Below are 17,762 nucleotides of genomic sequence, written 5' to 3' on the forward strand. Positions count from 1 at the left end.
AGTAGACTGAATTGCTCAATCAAAAAAAGCTGGTTATTTATACAGTATTAGTACAGAAACAAAAAAGCAAGCATTTACGAAGACAGATGTTAAGAAAAGTGCTTTTCATCACGAAGGGAATTCTAAAAAAGACAAGGGTATTTCAATTAAAAGGTAGGGTTACAAAAACGGAATAGTTAACTCTATATAGCACACCTCCCTACTCCAATTAGTGCTGATATAACTTTTTAAGAAATACCTTAAAGACTATCCGCTTGGGTTATTAATCTAGGTTATAACTTAAAAACACAAAAGATATTTACCTCCGAAAAATGGTAAATATCTTTACTAAATTACAAATTGAGCTGCTTGCGAAAACTTAACAGCACCAAACTAACTGTGCTTTAGTCTTTTCTTCGAGCGCGAATATAAGCACTGGCTACGAGAATATTACAAAAGTGCGCTACATCGCTGTAATTGCGTAGAGAGTATACACCCCTTCCGTAGTCAGCATCTCCAGCTTCCCATTGATGTACTTGAATATACCCAGAGGAGCTGCTTGCGATTATTTTGTATGCAACAGCATGATGATTATCAATAAATATTTCAAAAGTACGACTACCCTCTGACATTTCATAGCCTTGCTCTTGGCCAACCAATTTAATTTGCTCTACTGCAAAATCAAAATCCATTGTTATTTCCTTATCTAAAAATACGCATTTAATTAAAAGACGATCTGCTTGCTGTAAGCGCCAAGCGGCTGCAAGATACCAATAGAACCCACAACCTAAAATTAACAAAAATCTAAATAAAATACACTTAAAAATATTTTCAATATTGTCGTCTTTTCCAAAAATCCGTATCATAGTGTGTAACCCGTTGATACTCTTTGTTTTTATCAATCACATAGGTCAGAAACTGCTCATGCATAAGCTGCTGATATTGCGCTAAAGAGTCTTGTTCCTGCGTCATGGCTTGAACTATCGCTGTTGCACCATAATAGGCACTGCCCATCGCCGACGTGATCCCATAAGAAGAAAGTGGATCATAACTACAAGCCGCATCACCGATAGCTATCCACCCTTCTCCAACGCAACTCGCTACACAGGAAGAGTAAGAAGAAATCGCTTTAAATTCAGTTGTTTTTTCTAGGTCGCACTGGGCTAAATAAGGGTTTAAATATGTAAGCTCATTTGCTTGATGCAGCAATGCTGAATGTGATTTAGGCATAGCTAAATCATTATCTGTAAAAAAGCATAATGTCGCCATTGTTTGTGAAAACGGCGCCAAATACCACCAACCATTAGGGCTGCTTTTGATCACCGCAGTTTGCTTCCCCATCAGCCCACTGCCATCATGGTGTAAATATGTACAGCATGCCATTAAAGCGTCCGCTTTTTTTTCTGCAATATTAAGCTTTCGAGTTAATACCCGAGCACGCCCTGTTGCATCCACAATATAACTGGCTGTCAAATACTGCTTTTGGTTGGTATTAGGAAAGACCCGCTCTGTGCTTTTTAATTGCAGCTGCCACTTATTATTATCGCGGCCAATGTCTATTAATCTGGTATTCCAGAAAAAATCCACACCCGCCGCCAAAGCTGCTCTGAATAAACTGTTATCAAAACGCTCTCTGTTTAAAATCCATCCTGTTCCGTATGGACTTGCAATTAGGTTTCGCTCATAGCGGCCTTCTCTATCCCAATCGACTTCGTACCCTTGCAATTCAAAATGCCCATCACGGCAAAATTGCTCAAATAAATTTAATTCAGATAAAATCGGTTGTATTGTTCCATGAACACACTCTCCAAAGCTTTGCTTTTGTCTCGAGTTTTTATCCACAACAGCAACTTTAACGCCGTTTTTAGCGAGCACAAGTGCTGCGGTCATACCCGCAACACCTGCACCCATAATGACTACTTGATAATTCATTGGCGTCATAACTATCGCTGATTTTGACGCTTGATAATTTTACGCGGAGGAAGATTTTGCTTGGCCGCTTTACTCTCTTCCTTATCCAGTTGATTTATAGCACCTTCTGACTCGGCGCTGACGCCTTTTCCATTCTCGAGCCCCGCAAGTTGCTGTATATTAAGAAGCTGTCGATAACTGGCATCTTTAATTAAATAGCGTTCGTCTACTTGAGATTCGACCCAAACTTCATTGACCTCTGTATCCTCAAGTGAGATAGGGCTTTTAATAGGCTTTTTAACGACAATTCCCATTTTATCCCAGTTATCAACCATCTTAACTCTCGGGTTTTCTTGGTTTTCTCGCAAAAACCTTAGCCAGTCTTGGCGATAGCTGAAGTACTTGAAGCGCTGAACCTCTGACAACTCATGGTTATCAAGTTGCTGAAATGATCGCTGACTCATCACCTGATTCGGTACCCTCGCCGACCAATATGTGATTGTCGGTAAATACTGCGCCGGATCGTAATCTTGATTCGAACGGCAGCTTCCCTCATCAGATTGCCAAGGCACGCCCATAAAACGAGTTAGTGTGCCAGGCCCACTGGCATTAAACATGTCTTTCAATGCTATATGTGGTGTTAAAACGGGCCCAAAGTAATCTTGTACCTCTTCATCTTTTGGCAAGATGTTCAGGCGCATTGGATCAAACTTGTCTTTCACATTCCACATACTCAAGCGGCGCATAAACCAAGTCAATTCAATGCCTGGATGGAATGGCCCACCTAAGCATTGCTCAAGGTTCGTTTGTGTCAGTGCAAATGGGCGACGATTTACCGGCTCAATTGTCTCCAACGGATCGGTAATATTTTTCAACGGTTTTGAATTACTTTTTGCGTTTTCCCCTTCAATGAAATCGCCGTCAGCCCACTTTTGCATATGATTATATTGCGTTTGCGTCAGACTAAGCCCCTTTAATGGCGAGTCGTTATCATCCCCATATAGATCACCGAAAATAGGCGGTAATTGAGATGCTTGTAATAATGCCTGCGACTTTTCAATGGCCTTATCTAGGTTTTCTTTGATTCCTTTTTTCAAAGCAGGATCAATATCTTCGTTGCCACCTTCCTTTATCAGCTCTTTTACAAGCTTTTTCCTTTGCGCCTTAGTGTCTTCCTCTGATAGGCGGAAAAGCTTAAAAACAGCTTCCCTGATAGGCTTATTAGAACCGCAATTTGATTTCAGCTTGTCTAAGATCACCGGGTTATTGAAGTTACCTGGAGAGCCATCGCCAAACACCATAAAGTAGCCTAAATTCACCCCTTGATTTTCAACTAAGCTGCTAAGGATAGGGAAAATATCACGATAAAATTCTGTTTTTTCGGAATATGAAGGAAGTTCATGTTTTCGGAGCATCAAGTCAGTGACAACGTCATACATGGTCACCACACCTGGCATATTCGGCGCAAAGTTGGGTGGCGTAACCGCTACCATAGCAGGCTCAGCTTCTACCTCTTCGCTATTAATGATGATTTTAGCGCGGACGGTACCATCTGAGATGTCGTCATGCCAATAATCATTGTTAGCAAAGGTTTCAATCGGTTTTTGCTCATAACTACTAGAGTGCCCTCGACCACCAAGTACAAGCAATCGACCCTGCTCATCAGTTCTCAATTCACCAAGGTAAACGGTTTTCTCTTGGCTTGTTCCGCCAAAGATGGTGCCATCATCAAAATGATATTCATTGCCTGATTTGTTTTTGCCTTTAATAGTACGTGGTTTAGGGTCAATGAGCAGTTGTTCTTTGCGCTTTTTAAGGTCTTGGACGAACGCGTTTCTTAGCTCACAATCCCGTGAGGCATCACCCAAGTCCATTGCATCTTCGAACTTATAGTTGATTGATTTTCTGTTCGCTAACTGTACTTCCCACTTAATTGTGGCGTCATCAGCAGTGATCTCACGTGTGACTTGACCACTGTCATTGACCTCAAAAATTCTAAAACGTGCCGCTTGTCGCTTTACCCTTCCTTTTTTATCTTTGTAATCTAACTCAACATCTGGGCGATTCGTGAGACTATAGTTTTCGTAACATGCTTTTAAGTTATTACCTGTATAGTTTGGGTTTACATCTTGATGAGGTACTTCAGGGCCTAGAAAGAAATCTGATTTCGAATTTCCTAACCGTGCAATACCAATGGCGGGATAAATATAGTACTTAGCCATAGTCTTTCCTTACTTTTCAAATTAAATCAATACCGAACCATAAGCTGAAATAAATAGGAGGGAACAAATACAAGGTTTACTCAATGATTTAACACCTTAAAGCACTTATGCATGTAGGAAAGTTTAAAAGGCGAGTTTTTATCAATAAACTGCTTTTTCTACATTCCTTCATTACTTAAAGATAATAACCTTATTGATATAAGCTCACTCCAATTACCTCTACATTTAAGCTCAGACAATCACTGCCTTTACTTTAGTTGATAGAATTTAATTAAAGTATTACAAAGCCTTACAAGGAAAGGCTAACCGACATCTAGCACATCTAATTTAGATGTTATCGACTATACTTAAACGCATTAATAAGCAGGGTTAACCCACTGGCTATCAGCCAAATTTAGCCTACAACTTTAAGCACCTCTGGCGCTGAAAACTGTTGCTTGCTTTGCCAAAATTTAGAGTCCGTGAATCGTTGCTCACGACGATAATGTCCCAGTAGCTCATTCAAATAACTGTTGTAGATTTGCGTCATAGTTTCACTGTAATTGCCTAATGCACCTTGCTCACCTTCAAATGCTTTATGTATTGCTTGTGCTGACTTTTCCGCCATATAAATTGCCGTTGTCATGCCATGAGAAGATAAGGGATCAAACGACATCGCAGCATCACCCGCGATGAGCCAATTATCGCCATGTAGTTGACTAATTATGTGACTACTCGCATTGAGTGTTTTTATGTCAAATGGTTCTTGAGGTAGGGCTTTTCTAAACCAGTGTGTCTGCTTGGCAATGCTATGCCAGTTCTCACATTGCTTTAGCTTACCAAAATCAGGTGTGAACTGATTGCAAAAGATTGCCAGCATACTCTCGTGATCACTGATTTTTGAAACCAAGGTCCACCCATCTCTAAAGGCCTCAACCGCCACCGCAGGCTGATTTTGTATGGGTGCTTTTAAACTCATATTTGTCACAAATGCACTGAGCTTATCAAATGTATGCCGTTGCAAGTTCAACACTCTTGGTAAATAGCCCTGTCGCCCGCTTGCATCCAGTACAAAGCGCGCTTTGATCACCAGTTTATTTTGAGTATTGGCACAATTGATACTGCACTGCCAGCCTTGTTCGACACGACGAGCGTCCTTTACTCTGCCTAATAAGGTGGATTGTTTTGGTAATGTCGAGCGTATTTGTTCAATAAAAAACTGCTTGTCTATTTTCCAACCATGATGTGCCGCCACTAAAGGAGCTGTTTGCAGTAAAGGTGAGCCCCACGAAGAAACCATCCCCGTATGAAGAACATGCGGCCCTGACGTCAACAATTCAAAAAGCCCAATGCGCGCCAATAAAGGCTCTATGCTTGCCGGTAGGCTTTCGGCCAAACGAATTTTTGAAGAGGAACTTTCCTCCACCAGCATCACCTTATGACCATGCTCAAGCAACAGCTTTGCGGCAACCGTGCCAGTTATCCCACCCCCGATAATAAGACAGTCACACTCTAAAACATCGCTCATTTATTATTTCCTGTTTAAAGGCACCGAAGTGCCTTTTTCACGCATTAAAATTAATCTTTATCTGCTTCGCTATAGGCAACATAGACCACATTTGGGATACCTGAAGAACCTGGGTTTTCGACAGGTCTCGCCATCACCATACCCATGTTTTTCCACTGACTCACCATTTGTATCAAGCCATTGGTGTAACCCCCTTCCGCATGGTAGCCAACAAAGCCAAGATCAGCCGTATGAAGCCACTCTAAACGTTGTGAGAATTGCTCCAACCTTAAGTGTTCAAAAGTCGACTCAGACATGCCCTGCGCAATACTATGCGCCATACCATTAATTTCAGGTAAATCTGCAGATTGGCTATCTTTAAACTTGTTATACCTTGCCAAAGGCAATACATGGACTGGCAAGTTGGCTGCCCACCACGACGGAATTGGGAAATCTTCTGGAGTGTAAACGGCTTGGCAACTTGCGGCATCAGACTGCCAAGGGATCCCCATCCATTTAGTCAAATCGCCCGGCGTATTTTGCCATAACCATGCTGAATCAGAGTTTGGAATAACGGACTCGGTGACGTTTTCGACCCCTATCGAGTACCCAAAGTCTTGATACATATTTTCAGACTTAAGACCGTTCGGATCTTGTTTAAGCCTAAACTCTCTTAAGCCCAGTAAACTGATGTCAGGGGTGACACTGCTTACAGCTTCATTTTGGCTGTAAATCAAAGCATGGCGCATCGGCCAAGTTAGTTCAACCCCAGGGTGAAACCCGCCCCCGTATAGCGCATCTAGTGCGGCGCGCGCACACAATAGTGCACTGTTTGGAGAAGCTTTAAATTGTTCACCGTAAAAAATGCCTAACTCTTCAATTGTGTTTGCACACTCTTTTTCAGCTTGAGTAACAGTAAACTTCCCTGCTGCCCAGTTTTGTAGATGTTGATACATAAAAGGAGGAATAGCAAACCACTGCATTGGACTACCCGGATAATCAACACCGTCATTAGGGTAAAAAGGCAGTTTTAACGGGTAAGTCGCTGGGCGCTCTGCGATATTCGTTTTGTCCTTACTGGGGATGATACGGCTATCACTCACCCAAATACTGCCACTTGTATTAGGATCATCGTCCGTCACGCCTTCATCAAACAGTGGGTTTCTAAACTGATTAAAGATCCCCTCACGTAGTGACTTAGCCGCAGTCGATGTATCTAATAACTGCGCAAATTTTAATTCGCTATTCAATTCACGAATTTGTGTATTAACGGCATTATCCGTAAAATCCGCTTGATTCACCCACTGCATTCTGTACAAACGGTACAAAATTGGAAAAACATCGCTAAATTGTGTTGTTAATGTATTTAAATCGCCTTCTTTGAGTGCGGCGCCTGTGACCATGTCATACATAGTCACCAAAGGCTCAATTTGTGGCGCATAATCTGGTGGAGTCGTCGCTACCCAAGCGCTGTTACTTTCGTCATTAAGCTCAAAACAACCACCTTCTTTAAGCTCGACTAAAGCGGTTATACGACCATCGCAAATATCATCAAACCAATTTGAATTATCAGCAAAGTCTGTATTTAGTGATGATGGCGATAATGCTTGTGATACGCCGTTACCCCCATAAAAACGAAGTGTTCCGTCTTCTGTACATTCAAGACTGCCTTGTAATACATTGTGACGCTCTTGCAAGTTGAGCAAGTCACTTAGACGATTTTTTTCATTCGGTTCATTCGCCGGAAACTTGCCACGCAATGCAACTTGGCCATGATGTCCATTTGAAATACACCCTTGACTTGAGATCACCAACTGCTTTCTTAAGCCATTTGTGGTCACATTTGGGTTTCGACGCTTTGCTGTCTGCGCTGGTGCGATACGATGTTTGCTGACATTTTTACTCAGATTGCCAGACCCTTCTGTCTGTAAAGACAAATCAAGCGCGTTGTTGTAGTCGTACCAAAAAGACTTTTTATTTGCCACCTCAACATGCCAAGTAACCTTATCTCCTTCGCCTAGTTGAAGCTTTTCGATTGGGTTGCCATGTTCATCACATTTATAGATATAAAAGTTTTGTGCCTGCTTTTTTACTGCGTGCAAGTAATGATCGCTCAACACTTTTAAGATGGCATCTTTTATTTGCTGTATAGCTGAACAAACGTCACTCGTATTCTCTAACACAAGATTATCGAGGCTGCGTAAAATCTGCGTTTTTGGCACTAAATGAGATAAATCAAGTAGCTCTGTGACTGTTTCAATATCATCTTGAGCGAGCTTGGATGTATTTTCTTCACTCAAGTTTTTATGAATTTGGCTAATAGCTTGTTTGGTTTTATCACCAAAACATGACTCTACCAGTTCAACCAGCTCATGCTCGGTCACCAAATATTGAACATTGGTGTCATACAGATGCGCCCAAGGTACTTCAGGGGTTGATATAGATAACGACTTGATTGCAGGACCATTTCCTACTCTAGCAATACCCAATGGCGGATAAATTTTATATTGGCAATTTGACATGGTTTGTCCTTAATTTAATTAAGTTTGAAGCACAACTGACCGAGCCAAAACATAACGAGCAATGAACACGCGTTATCTCAAACCCGGTTTTTACAAAGCGAATGACGAAAAGAAGAAGTGTTGGATAACGCCGAATACTGCCCGGTATGACTGCCAGTCCATTCAGTAACCGGCACGGCAAAACACGAACCCAATTTTTAGGCATCACCTCTCCTTGTAAGATTTCAATTAGACTTTAATTGAATAATAAGGCACTAAGTTTAGTAACAAATTGAAAACAATCCATTACAGATTATTACGCGAAACGCGAGAGTAAATTGTTATGAGGGCGAGTAAATTGTGTTGATAAGCCATCATTGAAGTGATAAAAACTAAATGACTCTTTAACTCAGGGGTGCTTATAGGGGCATCGATGGCCCTGGATGGAAAAATGAGCTAACAGCGTCGCAGCTCTCAGGAAATAAGCAGTAACAACGCCAGGCTCAACAAGGTTAAGTGAGCATGTATTGTCAGCCAGTATATTTTTGAGTAAGCGTTACATCTCCAATGTCTGTGTGGATATTTGACTGCATGACAAAGTCGACCGTTCTCACCACATCCTCTATCGGTATTGGAATAAGGCCTGCAAATTCGCCAGAATGAATATCTGCCAACACTTCTTCGGTTCCCACCAAGCCAGGGTTTATTGTTGTAAATCCAATGCCTTCATTTTTATACCCAATTCGCAGTGAATGCACAGCACCTCGTAATCCAAATTTAGATGCGGAATATGCAACCTCAGACGTTGTAGAAATATCGAGACCAGATGTAGCGCCTATGAATATGGCCCTTGGATTTTCTGATTGCCTAAAACTCGGCAAAAGACCCTTAACAAGCTCTATGGGTGCAACCTGATTAACATTGATTATATTTTGTGTTTCAGAATAAGGGCTTGCCTCAAAGTTATAGTCTTTAGTAAAGGCATTCTCTTCCCAAATTCCCCCCATATACAACAAAGCATCAATGCTAAGGTGGGATGTTGCGTCCAGCACTTTTTGTATACCCGCGATATGAGAAATATCAGCTTCAATCCATTGGCCCACACTGGATGGCGTGCGCGAAACAGAAATCACATTATTTCCTTGCGCGTGATAGAATTGTGCAACCGCTAAGCCAATCCCTCTGCTTGCACCCACGACTAGTATATTTCGTTTCATACTGCTCTATCCTTATTTTTGGTCAATATTACACCAGTTAATTTACAGCCTTTACCTTCATAGTTAATGGCAGTGCTCACGGTCATGTTTGCTTAAGAAATTACTTAATTTCGGCTCTGGTAAAAGACGTATGTCAGCTAAACTCACAACTTAAATTAGTTATATGAAGTCTTCTTTTTGATGCCTACTAAGTAAACTCAAGGAAAAAACCTCAAATAAATAAGTTTAATCATGATGTTGATAGCCTATTATTTCTGCTCCCAAAATACACCTATATCGTGCCAATACTTTCTTGAAATAGGGCCAAGCCACTTCTCAAAAGGTTCATAGCTAAATACTTTGTGCGACGCAATATTTTGTATATCCTCAAACAACCCTACTATTATGAGCGTTTTAACTTCGTCTTCAGCTTTCACTAATACCGACTCAACAGCATCAAATATTGCTTCAAAATCGCCTGCTTGACCTAGCTCATACAGCTCTACTAGGTAATGAGCGACAACATTAATATCATTGTAAACCCCTGCGACACTATCGCCCCAAAAAGCTCGATGTTCCAACCATTTATCTGCAATTAAAGAACATTTTGATACAACTAACTCAACAACTTGATTGGAGGTCATATTTTTCCTTATACGTAATGTCTGCGATAAACAGCAGTAATAATTGGCTATATCTTATAGAGTACAAACTCTTCTTATTAGTTTCTTTTACCAATAGGTGGTGGTGGAGCTCTTTCAGGTCTAGGCGCATCCAATAAGTCAGGGATCTCAAATACCCATATAGGTCCACACATGGCTATACCACCTTCGACTTTAGTGCGATATTGAGCAATAACCTTCGCTTTTTCAAGCAGTAAACTGTTCATGGGTGCACTTATTACATGGTATCTGGGGTAAAGTGCTGAAGCAATTGATGCTACTTCTAGATAAAACACATTTTCTGCATAAATTTGAACACTCGCCAATCCAGCCCCTTCAAAGACAGAAGGAATAAATAGCTGAAATTGATATAAGTTTTTATAGGACTCGTCAGATTCATACTCAGCAAACGCTTTAGGCCCCTGCCCTTGGGCTTTAACAGAACATGCCAAACTGTAATTTGAAACAATCAGAAATAATAAAAATAAAAACCGCATTTCATTCCTTTAACACGTTAACGAAACAACTTATCTGAGCATTTTATAAACTTTAATGTTCTAAAATTCATTGGGCATTATTTAAAAATCCCGCTTAAAAAGAAACTGATAAAGTTAGCACATTTCAAGCTTGTAAATTAACAAGCTACTGTGTTTAAACTCGCATCAAAATTCAAATTCCCTCTTTTAAAAATCAAACCCCAACAACCGATACAAAGCTTTACTAATTAGAGACACAGTCGATGGTTTTATATTCTGATTAATTAACTTCAATTATTGCCTTTCAAAATTTCTTAGTGCGTTCTCAAAATTACTATCTATAATGATTTCAGATTCTGCATCTAACTGATTAAATATAATCTCAAACACTTCAATTAGCTCAGTTACTTTGCCTGGCTCACTATTACGCTTTCCCCAAGTAAAGCCTCCAAGTGGAAATGAATAGAATACATAGTCGGTTCCGCCAGCTATGACTATCAAATCCATAGGGTCAGAAGGTACCTTGATTGTTGCAATCACGGTGGAAAAAGCTTTTAACACCCTTTGTGCAAGTTGCTTATCAAGCGCAATCGTTCTCACTGTTTCAGGCTTACTAATGTCTTTTACAATTGTCATTGAAAAGTCATCTGTTTCCAATGCTTCATTCACTGTTAACATGCTCACACCTTTTCCTGCTGGATAAACTAGGTAAATAGCAGACACATCCAAGTGTTCAGGCAGAATATTGTCTACTAATTGCTTTGTATCTTTGTAGTAGTAAATACCATGCTCCCCCAAAGGGTAAAGATGTTCTGTAGATTGAGAGGAAAGTGGAAATAACAATAATAATGACCAAAGGGAATGGATCAGAGCCACATTAAAGCCTGATAATATATTAGGCTTAATTCGTAAATATCTAAGCTTATACAACTTAATTTTACTCCAAGTGTTTATGACTTTGTTCAATATCATATTAACTTAACAGTCAGGAATTTTTCTTTCAACATATAAATAATCTGAAAAATATTAGTTTAAATAGTTAAGCTTTTACTAGCTCACTCAGTACATCACCTACAAAGCTCAGTACTTTATCAATCAGCATGCTTTTCACACTGTTCATTTATGTCATTCACCGTCAAAGTCGTATATATATACAGGTTCATGGCTACGTTTATTTATTAAAAATAAACAGTTAAAGCACAAGTTGTATAGTTACAACTTATGCTTTGTTTTTATTTATCTCACAAAAATATAGGTCGTTTGCTCAACAGCAAGAGTCGATATATTTGTATCTTTATAGATACTCTTATCATGGGTATAAATATTATGATAATTTAGCATTGAATAGTCTAAACCAGTTCCTGAACATCCTGAACTTTCATGCCAAAATAGTCTAAATTGATTTTCTCCAGTTTGATTCGGCACACGGCCCAACGTATCAACTAAAGGCATGCAATTTGCGTTTTGCAATTGAGCGACGTCAGCGATAGCGTATACGCCTACATCTCGCATACTCATCATCAACTCCTGACTATTCGCCTTCATATATTGCCAATGAGTATCTGGTAGATGGTAGTTGTCATCAAAAGAGGTGATATTGTTTGTTTCCGTAAACAACACATCAAAGTTATTGATGTGATCATATGGTTTATTCGGTACATATCGGATCCCTACTAAAGTCCAACCACCACCTTTTGTTTCCATGTCACAGTACGTAGTAAAGGGTGCAATATCACCGCTACCATCTGGATCTATTTGGAAAAATCCTGAACCTGATTGCGGGTTTTCAGACTGGATTGTGCGACAACTAGAGCCCTGAGAATCGATTGGACCTTGCTGTTCAGATTGGACAAAGAACCCATAATATTCCATCTCATCAATTTGAACATAATCACTCGAGCCATGTGTATTTGTAACGTGTAATCTAAAATGTTTTGCGAACGCGGCATTATTCAAAGTGACGTGCACAGTACCTTGTTCCATTACAATATGTTCATGATCTACGAAATTAATGCCATCATCAGAAATTTGAAGTATAACGTCTTTAGGCGTTCTCGGAGAAAACTCAGCATGTTGGGTTGATACTTGGGTTTTAAATCCAGTGACTACCGCTTTTTTACCAAAGTTGACCTGCAACCACTCATTGCTATTTGTCGGGGCCAACCAAATACCATTAGTGACAATATTACCTGCGTCAGGGTTCACTTTTGCACCTGGATCTGTGTAGTAAAGGTGACCATCAAAAGCGCCCGCCGGGCTAAATTGATTAACCGTACCACTGGCTGTATAACTATGTGGCTGTAATCCATTGCTATATATCAGCGCAATATTATCATTTTGGCCCGTTGTGTCACCCGGTATAGTTGGTCTTGACGCATCAAGGTTTTGCATATCACAAAAATACGCTACGGCCACCTCACCACCAGGGCCATCTGTGTCAATTTGGTACACACCACTTTTTGCATTTGGATTATTAGACAATACATCCGTACAACTTCTGCCATCACTAGGGAAAACATCTTTATTTAGTGTGTTTATCATAGTCAGTAGATGATCATACTTTTGCTTTAATTCTATATATTGAGCATCAGAGTATGCTTTTGTTACTAGGTGATTTGACTCGATTGGATCATTTGCAATTGCATTACCAATTACCTCAAGTGCTGCATTTGGAGTGACGGTGCCTACCCCAACGTTGACGTTTGTAGTCACTGCTGATGCGCTATCCTGCCAGTGAGATGTGCCTGGTATACCTTGAATCCCCTGAACACCTTGAATACCCTGAAGTCCCTGTGGCCCAGTTAACCCGGTCGCCCCTATTGGTCCCTCTGGACCTCTATCCCCTTGAACCCCTTGAGGGCCTTGAATTCCCTGAGGGCCAGCTGTGCCCGTCTCGCCTTGTGATCCTTTAAATTCATTCCAAATAGTGCCATCACAAATAAATACGAGACGCTCAATACTGTTATAGTACATTGACCCTTCATGTGCTGAATCGCATATCAGCGGGGCTGTATTCTGTGGCACTAATCTAAGCGCACTTTCTATTTCAACATTGCCAGTAAATCGATGTTGGAATATATGAGGGAAGCTTGTAGGGTCAGTTGGATCTGTACCTGCTAAAAATTCATCGAGATTGGACACTTTGTCATTATCAAAATCAAAAGATGAGTCAAGCGGATCATTCGGATTAAGTCCAAAATTGACCTCCCAAGTATCGAGCATACCATCCTGATCTGAATCAGTGTTTTTTGGTGATATTGTGACAGATACATCATCAAAATCGATAAAGCTTACTTGTGTATCATTATTTTCAAGTACCAAAAATAGATTAGCATTTAAATCTGCCAAGTACTGATGTGTCGCGGCGTCGGGTTTAAACTCTACATCTAATTGAGTAAACGTCCCCTTTGTAAGCGACGTGTTCGGCGTAATATCCAATGTGTGGTTATCTACACGAAGTCCAATTTTGAAATTGAATGCATCAGCATTTTCTCGCCAACCTAAGTTTAGACGCACTCTATAGTTTGAGTTCAAATCTAACGGTACACCTAAGTCTTGCATCATCATGGATTGAGATCCAGCAAAACCAATATTGTTGATTTCAGATTCGTTTGAGTAATGCGCCAGAGAAGGGTTTAGAATACCAGCGTCACCGGCACCAGAAAAAATCCAGTGATCAGCTGCCATACTTGTCTCTGATTCCATTAACCCCTGCGCGCTAAAGTCCCCATTTAAAATAAGCTCTTGGGATTGTACTACTGAGCTAGAAACACCAAGCATCATTGCTACCCACTTGGCTACAGACTTTGTTTTCAATTTTCTCATTTATGATTTCCATTTTTATTGGGTATTTTCGCAAGCCTAACACAGAAGATTTTCCGACAAAATTATACAAAATCACGAATTTAACACCGCAATCAAAGTGTTTAGGTATTTATAACTTTAAAGAAGTGAGTGAATTTAATATTCTATGGAGATCAGAATGTAAGTCCCTGTGTATTCAAAAAAAACAGCTATGTGCAACTTTATCTTTCTTTATAGTCTGGTTGACCATGTTTAAAACAATCACACCTAAATAAACCACGACCTATGAAATATCAGCCCTTACTTTCTATCATCAAGACAAAAAATAATAGATTCAGACAGTTAAATTAAAACCAGTGAAAATTAAAAACGCAAAAATCAGTCAGGACAAGCAATCTTGATATTTAACTATCGAGGCTGGTGTAAGGTTTCGTGATTACTTAATATATATCGAAAAAGCGTCTACTACGCTTTGGCGAAGAGTAACTGATATATGAAATTTGATTCAAAACCTAGCTAAGGTTACAAACCGGACTTTAACCCGAGCGCTCTCCCCTGAAAAGATAGCAACCATTAGCAGCATACCAAACAATCACCAAGCTCACTTCTTCACTGGATGAGAATCCCTTTAAATCAGACTTAGCGTCTGCTGAAGAAGTTAATACTACGCCCAGTATACGTTCACTTTTAAAGTACGCTTTCAACGCAACTGTTTGATAGTCATTCTCAAGCCTTTTCGGTATAGGTAGTTTCGCCTAGCTGAAAGCTTCATGAGTCTGATCAAATTGTTAGCTAGCACTTTTAAGAAGAGCAATCAGCCTGATATTTTTAACCCGAGTTAATTGCTTACTAGGTAATAGTCGACTCATCCGTTATCAGGCTACAAATATCGTGAAGTTTACTGAAATAAACTAGTGCCTCTCCATCCAAATATTTCAATATATCTGCAAGTTTAACTTTCGAATCATACAGTATTTGATGATGACCAACTGAGATTTGATTGCCTTCTTTTCGCATATAGCTGTTAACACAACCGACAGCAATGGAGTCTAGGTATGTAACGCAAACACCATTGACTTCCTTACCACCGTACCCTCTAGGGAATCGTATTGTAGAAAACTCCATCCATAATTTTGTTAACACTTGCAATCCCGTATTATCTCCAACCAATAAGCGTCGAAAGTAGTTGGCTATTATTGTCAACGAACTAAATTGTTATTCGTCTGAGTTGATTGGTTTACTAGATATACTTTTCCCAACAGCTGCCGCTTGCAATTCTTTGAGTGTGGCTAAGGTTATTTTTTATAAACTCTATTGCTTCAGCTTTGCTTTCAGGTAGAGCAGGATCTTCATGGTAACCACTACCACAGTATCTAAAGCCTGCTTCCCAAAGTAACATTGCTGACTGCCACCTATTTTTATCCGATTGTTTTGGTGCGCGAAAGTTGCGACCTAAAAAAGCCATTCTACGACCGCAATTGGGACAATTGTGCACAACCTCTGAATCTGCTTGCCAAGTGGAGCCCGTATTTGACTCTTTAGTTGCTCGCCTTTTGAAAGCTACTCGACAATCAAAACATGCAAATTTGTAAAGAAATTTCATGAATACCTATCGCTAACCATAAATGGTACAAAATAGCAGGCTAAACCAAGCGAAGAATGAGTGCAAGTTGGCTGTTTAGCGCCCGCTGCTTTTGCTTGTTAGTGCTCTAAGTTTATCCAAAGCCAATTCCCTAACAACTTGCCAAGAGTCATTACTTAGTACCTGCAAAACCGCCACGGTCACTTTTCTATTATTTACAAGCGCATGCCTAACAGACTCATCTTCATCTTTTGCTAAATGCAGCATAAGTGATTCGGGTATTTTCCTTTTACGAGCTACCATTGCTCGGACTTTTGGGTCATTCTCTACTGCCAGCTTTTCAAGTATTGCAACTGGTACAGTTTTGTTGTGCGCTACCCAAACGGCTAAGTCTGGATACTTCACGAGAACCTCTTCCCATATTTTCATAGGCGCCTCGTCATGAGCGGCGCGAAAATATTCGTCTTGAGCTTCGCTTTCTCTAAGCCTTTTGAATTCTTCAGCTGACTCTATCATCATATACTGTCCTAAAGCTCACCAAACTGGCAAAATAACTGGCTTAAGTTAGCACGACGTAGGAGAACAAGCCAAGTATTTCGAGCCATTGGTTTGTAAGCATATTATGTTTTATTTAGACCAAACAACTCGCGTAACTTTGCACGATTTTTTGTCAATTACATCTCTCGGATATTCTTTAGGCTGTGCTTTAAATACTTGCTGCTTTCTCAAAAAAAGCCAAATACCATCGTGCTCTTCAATTGTGAAAATCCCTTTGTGATGCTTATATTCAGGAGACTTTTCATAAATAGCGCTAAATCCATTTCAAACAGCCGCATCTTTATCACACGCTTGACTAAAAATAGGTATAACGATAAAAGCTAATATTAAAAACTTAGTATTTTTACACATACAAACTAACAATATTATACATGCCCGTTGTAGTATGTTTGTGTCAGTTGAGATTGGCTTTGTTAATGCCATGGTAATTTTATTACTTGTTTCGGTTGGACTGGGATAAGACAATGACACTCTAGTTCAGGTTCAAAGTACACTTCATAGGTAATTAAGCCAACTGCGACAAACGGTAAAATAATAAACCAAGCACAAAATAGGAATGCAATTAGATCATCTCTAACTTTTTTTAACTTTGAACGCTCATCTAAATTAAGCTTTTCGTTATAGCACTCTTTATTTTCCAAGTTTATTATTACGTTCTCTGTACAAGAGTAATGACATTCTACGGTGCAAGAATCATTTAAAGCTTGTTCAATAGCGCACTTTAACTTTTCTAGACCCTCTCTATTCCCAGTGAGCGGTTCGCCTGCGAAAAAATCACTATTAATCCATGGTTCTTTACTCATAACTTCCTTCTAGTTTACTGACGCCCCTCGCTTAATCGGCTTGTAAGGTGTTTTGTAGCCAACTTCTCCATGCGAGATACCAATAATTTTAAAGTATCCATTTTCTTTAATAAGATAGTAAGACAAATGAACGTAGTCGTCTTTAACGTCTAGTTCAACTAAATAAACGATCTTATTTCTTACTTTAAAATTATGCCTGAAATTAACACTTATTCTGTAAGGCTTATCGTATTCATAAACATTTGACCAATTCAATATCCATTTATACTCATCATTATTTATACAACTAAAGTCTGAACACTTTTTGATATAATTGATTATTTCCCGTGTAGAATCAATAGGTATTGTAGATTCGACTTTTACTCCAGAATAGACTCTGTACTTTGAATCGGGCTGGTAAGTTGAACAAGCAACCAAGTTAAGAGTAAAAATAAAAACGATTGTTCTAAACATCATTACACCTAGCGCCATAAAAAACATCTTCGTAGGAAATACTAAAACCGATTCAAGCGAAAATCCCAAACGTTGTGAACGCTGCTTTAGCTGTTTGTTATCTGTAAAAGGCCTTGTTTCCTAAATATT

15 protein-coding genes are annotated in these 17,762 nt (G+C 39.7%); all 15 read right to left on the minus strand.

All coding sequences use genetic code 11. From position 1 onward, the window contains the following. Window positions 1-383: 383 nt before the first annotated feature. The gene (locus tag N477_RS26120; RefSeq protein ID WP_155731939.1) at window positions 384-671 is read right to left on the minus strand and encodes a hypothetical protein; all 288 of its coding nucleotides are present in this window, start codon (window positions 669-671) and stop codon (window positions 384-386) included. 139 nt (window positions 672-810) lie between these two features. Further along, window positions 811-1,911 (minus strand): NAD(P)/FAD-dependent oxidoreductase, encoded by a 1,101-nt coding sequence (locus tag N477_RS16855; RefSeq protein WP_196760642.1) that lies wholly within the window; start codon window positions 1,909-1,911, stop codon window positions 811-813. 11 nt (window positions 1,912-1,922) lie between these two features. Then, entirely contained in the window at window positions 1,923-4,112 is a 2,190-nt protein-coding gene (locus N477_RS16860) for a LodA/GoxA family CTQ-dependent oxidase (protein ID WP_063362311.1), read from the minus strand. A gap of 394 nt (window positions 4,113-4,506) precedes the next feature. After that, window positions 4,507-5,619, minus strand: a complete 1,113-nt coding sequence (locus N477_RS16865) for a tryptophan 7-halogenase (protein ID WP_063362312.1) — start codon at window positions 5,617-5,619, stop codon at window positions 4,507-4,509. Between the two features lie 50 nt (window positions 5,620-5,669). Further along, window positions 5,670-8,120, minus strand: a complete 2,451-nt coding sequence (locus N477_RS16870) for a LodA/GoxA family CTQ-dependent oxidase (protein ID WP_063362313.1) — start codon at window positions 8,118-8,120, stop codon at window positions 5,670-5,672. Between the two features lie 509 nt (window positions 8,121-8,629). After that, window positions 8,630-9,316: an SDR family NAD(P)-dependent oxidoreductase gene (locus N477_RS16875; protein ID WP_063362314.1), complete on the minus strand. Its 687-nt coding sequence runs from the start codon at window positions 9,314-9,316 to the stop codon at window positions 8,630-8,632. 248 nt (window positions 9,317-9,564) lie between these two features. After that, window positions 9,565-9,939 (minus strand): DUF7674 family protein, encoded by a 375-nt coding sequence (locus N477_RS16880; protein ID WP_063362315.1) that lies wholly within the window; start codon window positions 9,937-9,939, stop codon window positions 9,565-9,567. A 77-nt stretch (window positions 9,940-10,016) separates the two neighbouring features. Next, entirely contained in the window at window positions 10,017-10,454 is a 438-nt protein-coding gene (locus tag N477_RS16885) for a hypothetical protein (protein WP_063362316.1), read from the minus strand. 273 nt (window positions 10,455-10,727) lie between these two features. Continuing rightward, window positions 10,728-11,309 (minus strand): hypothetical protein, encoded by a 582-nt coding sequence (locus tag N477_RS16890; RefSeq protein ID WP_155733168.1) that lies wholly within the window; start codon window positions 11,307-11,309, stop codon window positions 10,728-10,730. A 360-nt stretch (window positions 11,310-11,669) separates the two neighbouring features. Next, window positions 11,670-14,258, minus strand: a complete 2,589-nt coding sequence (locus tag N477_RS26600) for a fibrinogen-like YCDxxxxGGGW domain-containing protein (protein ID WP_063362318.1) — start codon at window positions 14,256-14,258, stop codon at window positions 11,670-11,672. A 515-nt stretch (window positions 14,259-14,773) separates the two neighbouring features. Next, window positions 14,774-14,980: a DUF1203 domain-containing protein gene (locus tag N477_RS26125; protein WP_155731941.1), complete on the minus strand. Its 207-nt coding sequence runs from the start codon at window positions 14,978-14,980 to the stop codon at window positions 14,774-14,776. Window positions 14,981-15,086: 106 nt separating this feature from the next. Then, entirely contained in the window at window positions 15,087-15,380 is a 294-nt protein-coding gene (locus N477_RS16900; RefSeq protein WP_155731942.1) for a hypothetical protein, read from the minus strand. Window positions 15,381-15,477: 97 nt separating this feature from the next. Beyond that, entirely contained in the window at window positions 15,478-15,840 is a 363-nt protein-coding gene (locus N477_RS16905; RefSeq protein ID WP_063362320.1) for a hypothetical protein, read from the minus strand. 75 nt (window positions 15,841-15,915) lie between these two features. Beyond that, window positions 15,916-16,338 carry a HEAT repeat domain-containing protein gene (locus N477_RS16910; protein WP_231098110.1) on the minus strand — a complete coding sequence of 141 codons (423 nt, stop codon included), beginning with the start codon at window positions 16,336-16,338 and terminating at the stop codon, window positions 15,916-15,918. A gap of 452 nt (window positions 16,339-16,790) precedes the next feature. Next, window positions 16,791-17,180, minus strand: a complete 390-nt coding sequence (locus N477_RS16915) for a hypothetical protein (RefSeq protein WP_063362321.1) — start codon at window positions 17,178-17,180, stop codon at window positions 16,791-16,793. Between the last annotated feature and the right edge of the window lie 582 nt (window positions 17,181-17,762).

The sequence above is a fragment of the Pseudoalteromonas luteoviolacea H33-S genome (assembly GCF_001625695.1).
In the GTDB taxonomy this organism is placed as follows: domain Bacteria; phylum Pseudomonadota; class Gammaproteobacteria; order Enterobacterales; family Alteromonadaceae; genus Pseudoalteromonas; species Pseudoalteromonas luteoviolacea_B.

What these genes read in the sequence shown, in the direction of transcription:
- N477_RS16880 (WP_063362315.1), bottom strand. Translation starts at nt 9,939, where the DNA reads ATGACCTCCAATCAAGTTGTTGAGTTAGTTGTATCAAAATGTTCTTTA.
- N477_RS16860 (WP_063362311.1), bottom strand. Translation starts at nt 4,112, where the DNA reads ATGGCTAAGTACTATATTTATCCCGCCATTGGTATTGCACGGTTAGGA.
- N477_RS16875 (WP_063362314.1), bottom strand. Translation starts at nt 9,316, where the DNA reads ATGAAACGAAATATACTAGTCGTGGGTGCAAGCAGAGGGATTGGCTTA.
- N477_RS16915 (WP_063362321.1), bottom strand. Translation starts at nt 17,180, where the DNA reads ATGAGTAAAGAACCATGGATTAATAGTGATTTTTTCGCAGGCGAACCG.
- N477_RS16870 (WP_063362313.1), bottom strand. Translation starts at nt 8,120, where the DNA reads ATGTCAAATTGCCAATATAAAATTTATCCGCCATTGGGTATTGCTAGA.
- N477_RS26120 (WP_155731939.1), bottom strand. Translation starts at nt 671, where the DNA reads ATGGATTTTGATTTTGCAGTAGAGCAAATTAAATTGGTTGGCCAAGAG.
- N477_RS16885 (WP_063362316.1), bottom strand. Translation starts at nt 10,454, where the DNA reads ATGCGGTTTTTATTTTTATTATTTCTGATTGTTTCAAATTACAGTTTG.
- N477_RS16905 (WP_063362320.1), bottom strand. Translation starts at nt 15,840, where the DNA reads ATGAAATTTCTTTACAAATTTGCATGTTTTGATTGTCGAGTAGCTTTC.
- N477_RS26600 (WP_063362318.1), bottom strand. Translation starts at nt 14,258, where the DNA reads ATGAGAAAATTGAAAACAAAGTCTGTAGCCAAGTGGGTAGCAATGATG.
- N477_RS16910 (WP_231098110.1), bottom strand. Translation starts at nt 16,338, where the DNA reads ATGATGATAGAGTCAGCTGAAGAATTCAAAAGGCTTAGAGAAAGCGAA.
- N477_RS16865 (WP_063362312.1), bottom strand. Translation starts at nt 5,619, where the DNA reads ATGAGCGATGTTTTAGAGTGTGACTGTCTTATTATCGGGGGTGGGATA.
- N477_RS16855 (WP_196760642.1), bottom strand. Translation starts at nt 1,911, where the DNA reads ATGAATTATCAAGTAGTCATTATGGGTGCAGGTGTTGCGGGTATGACC.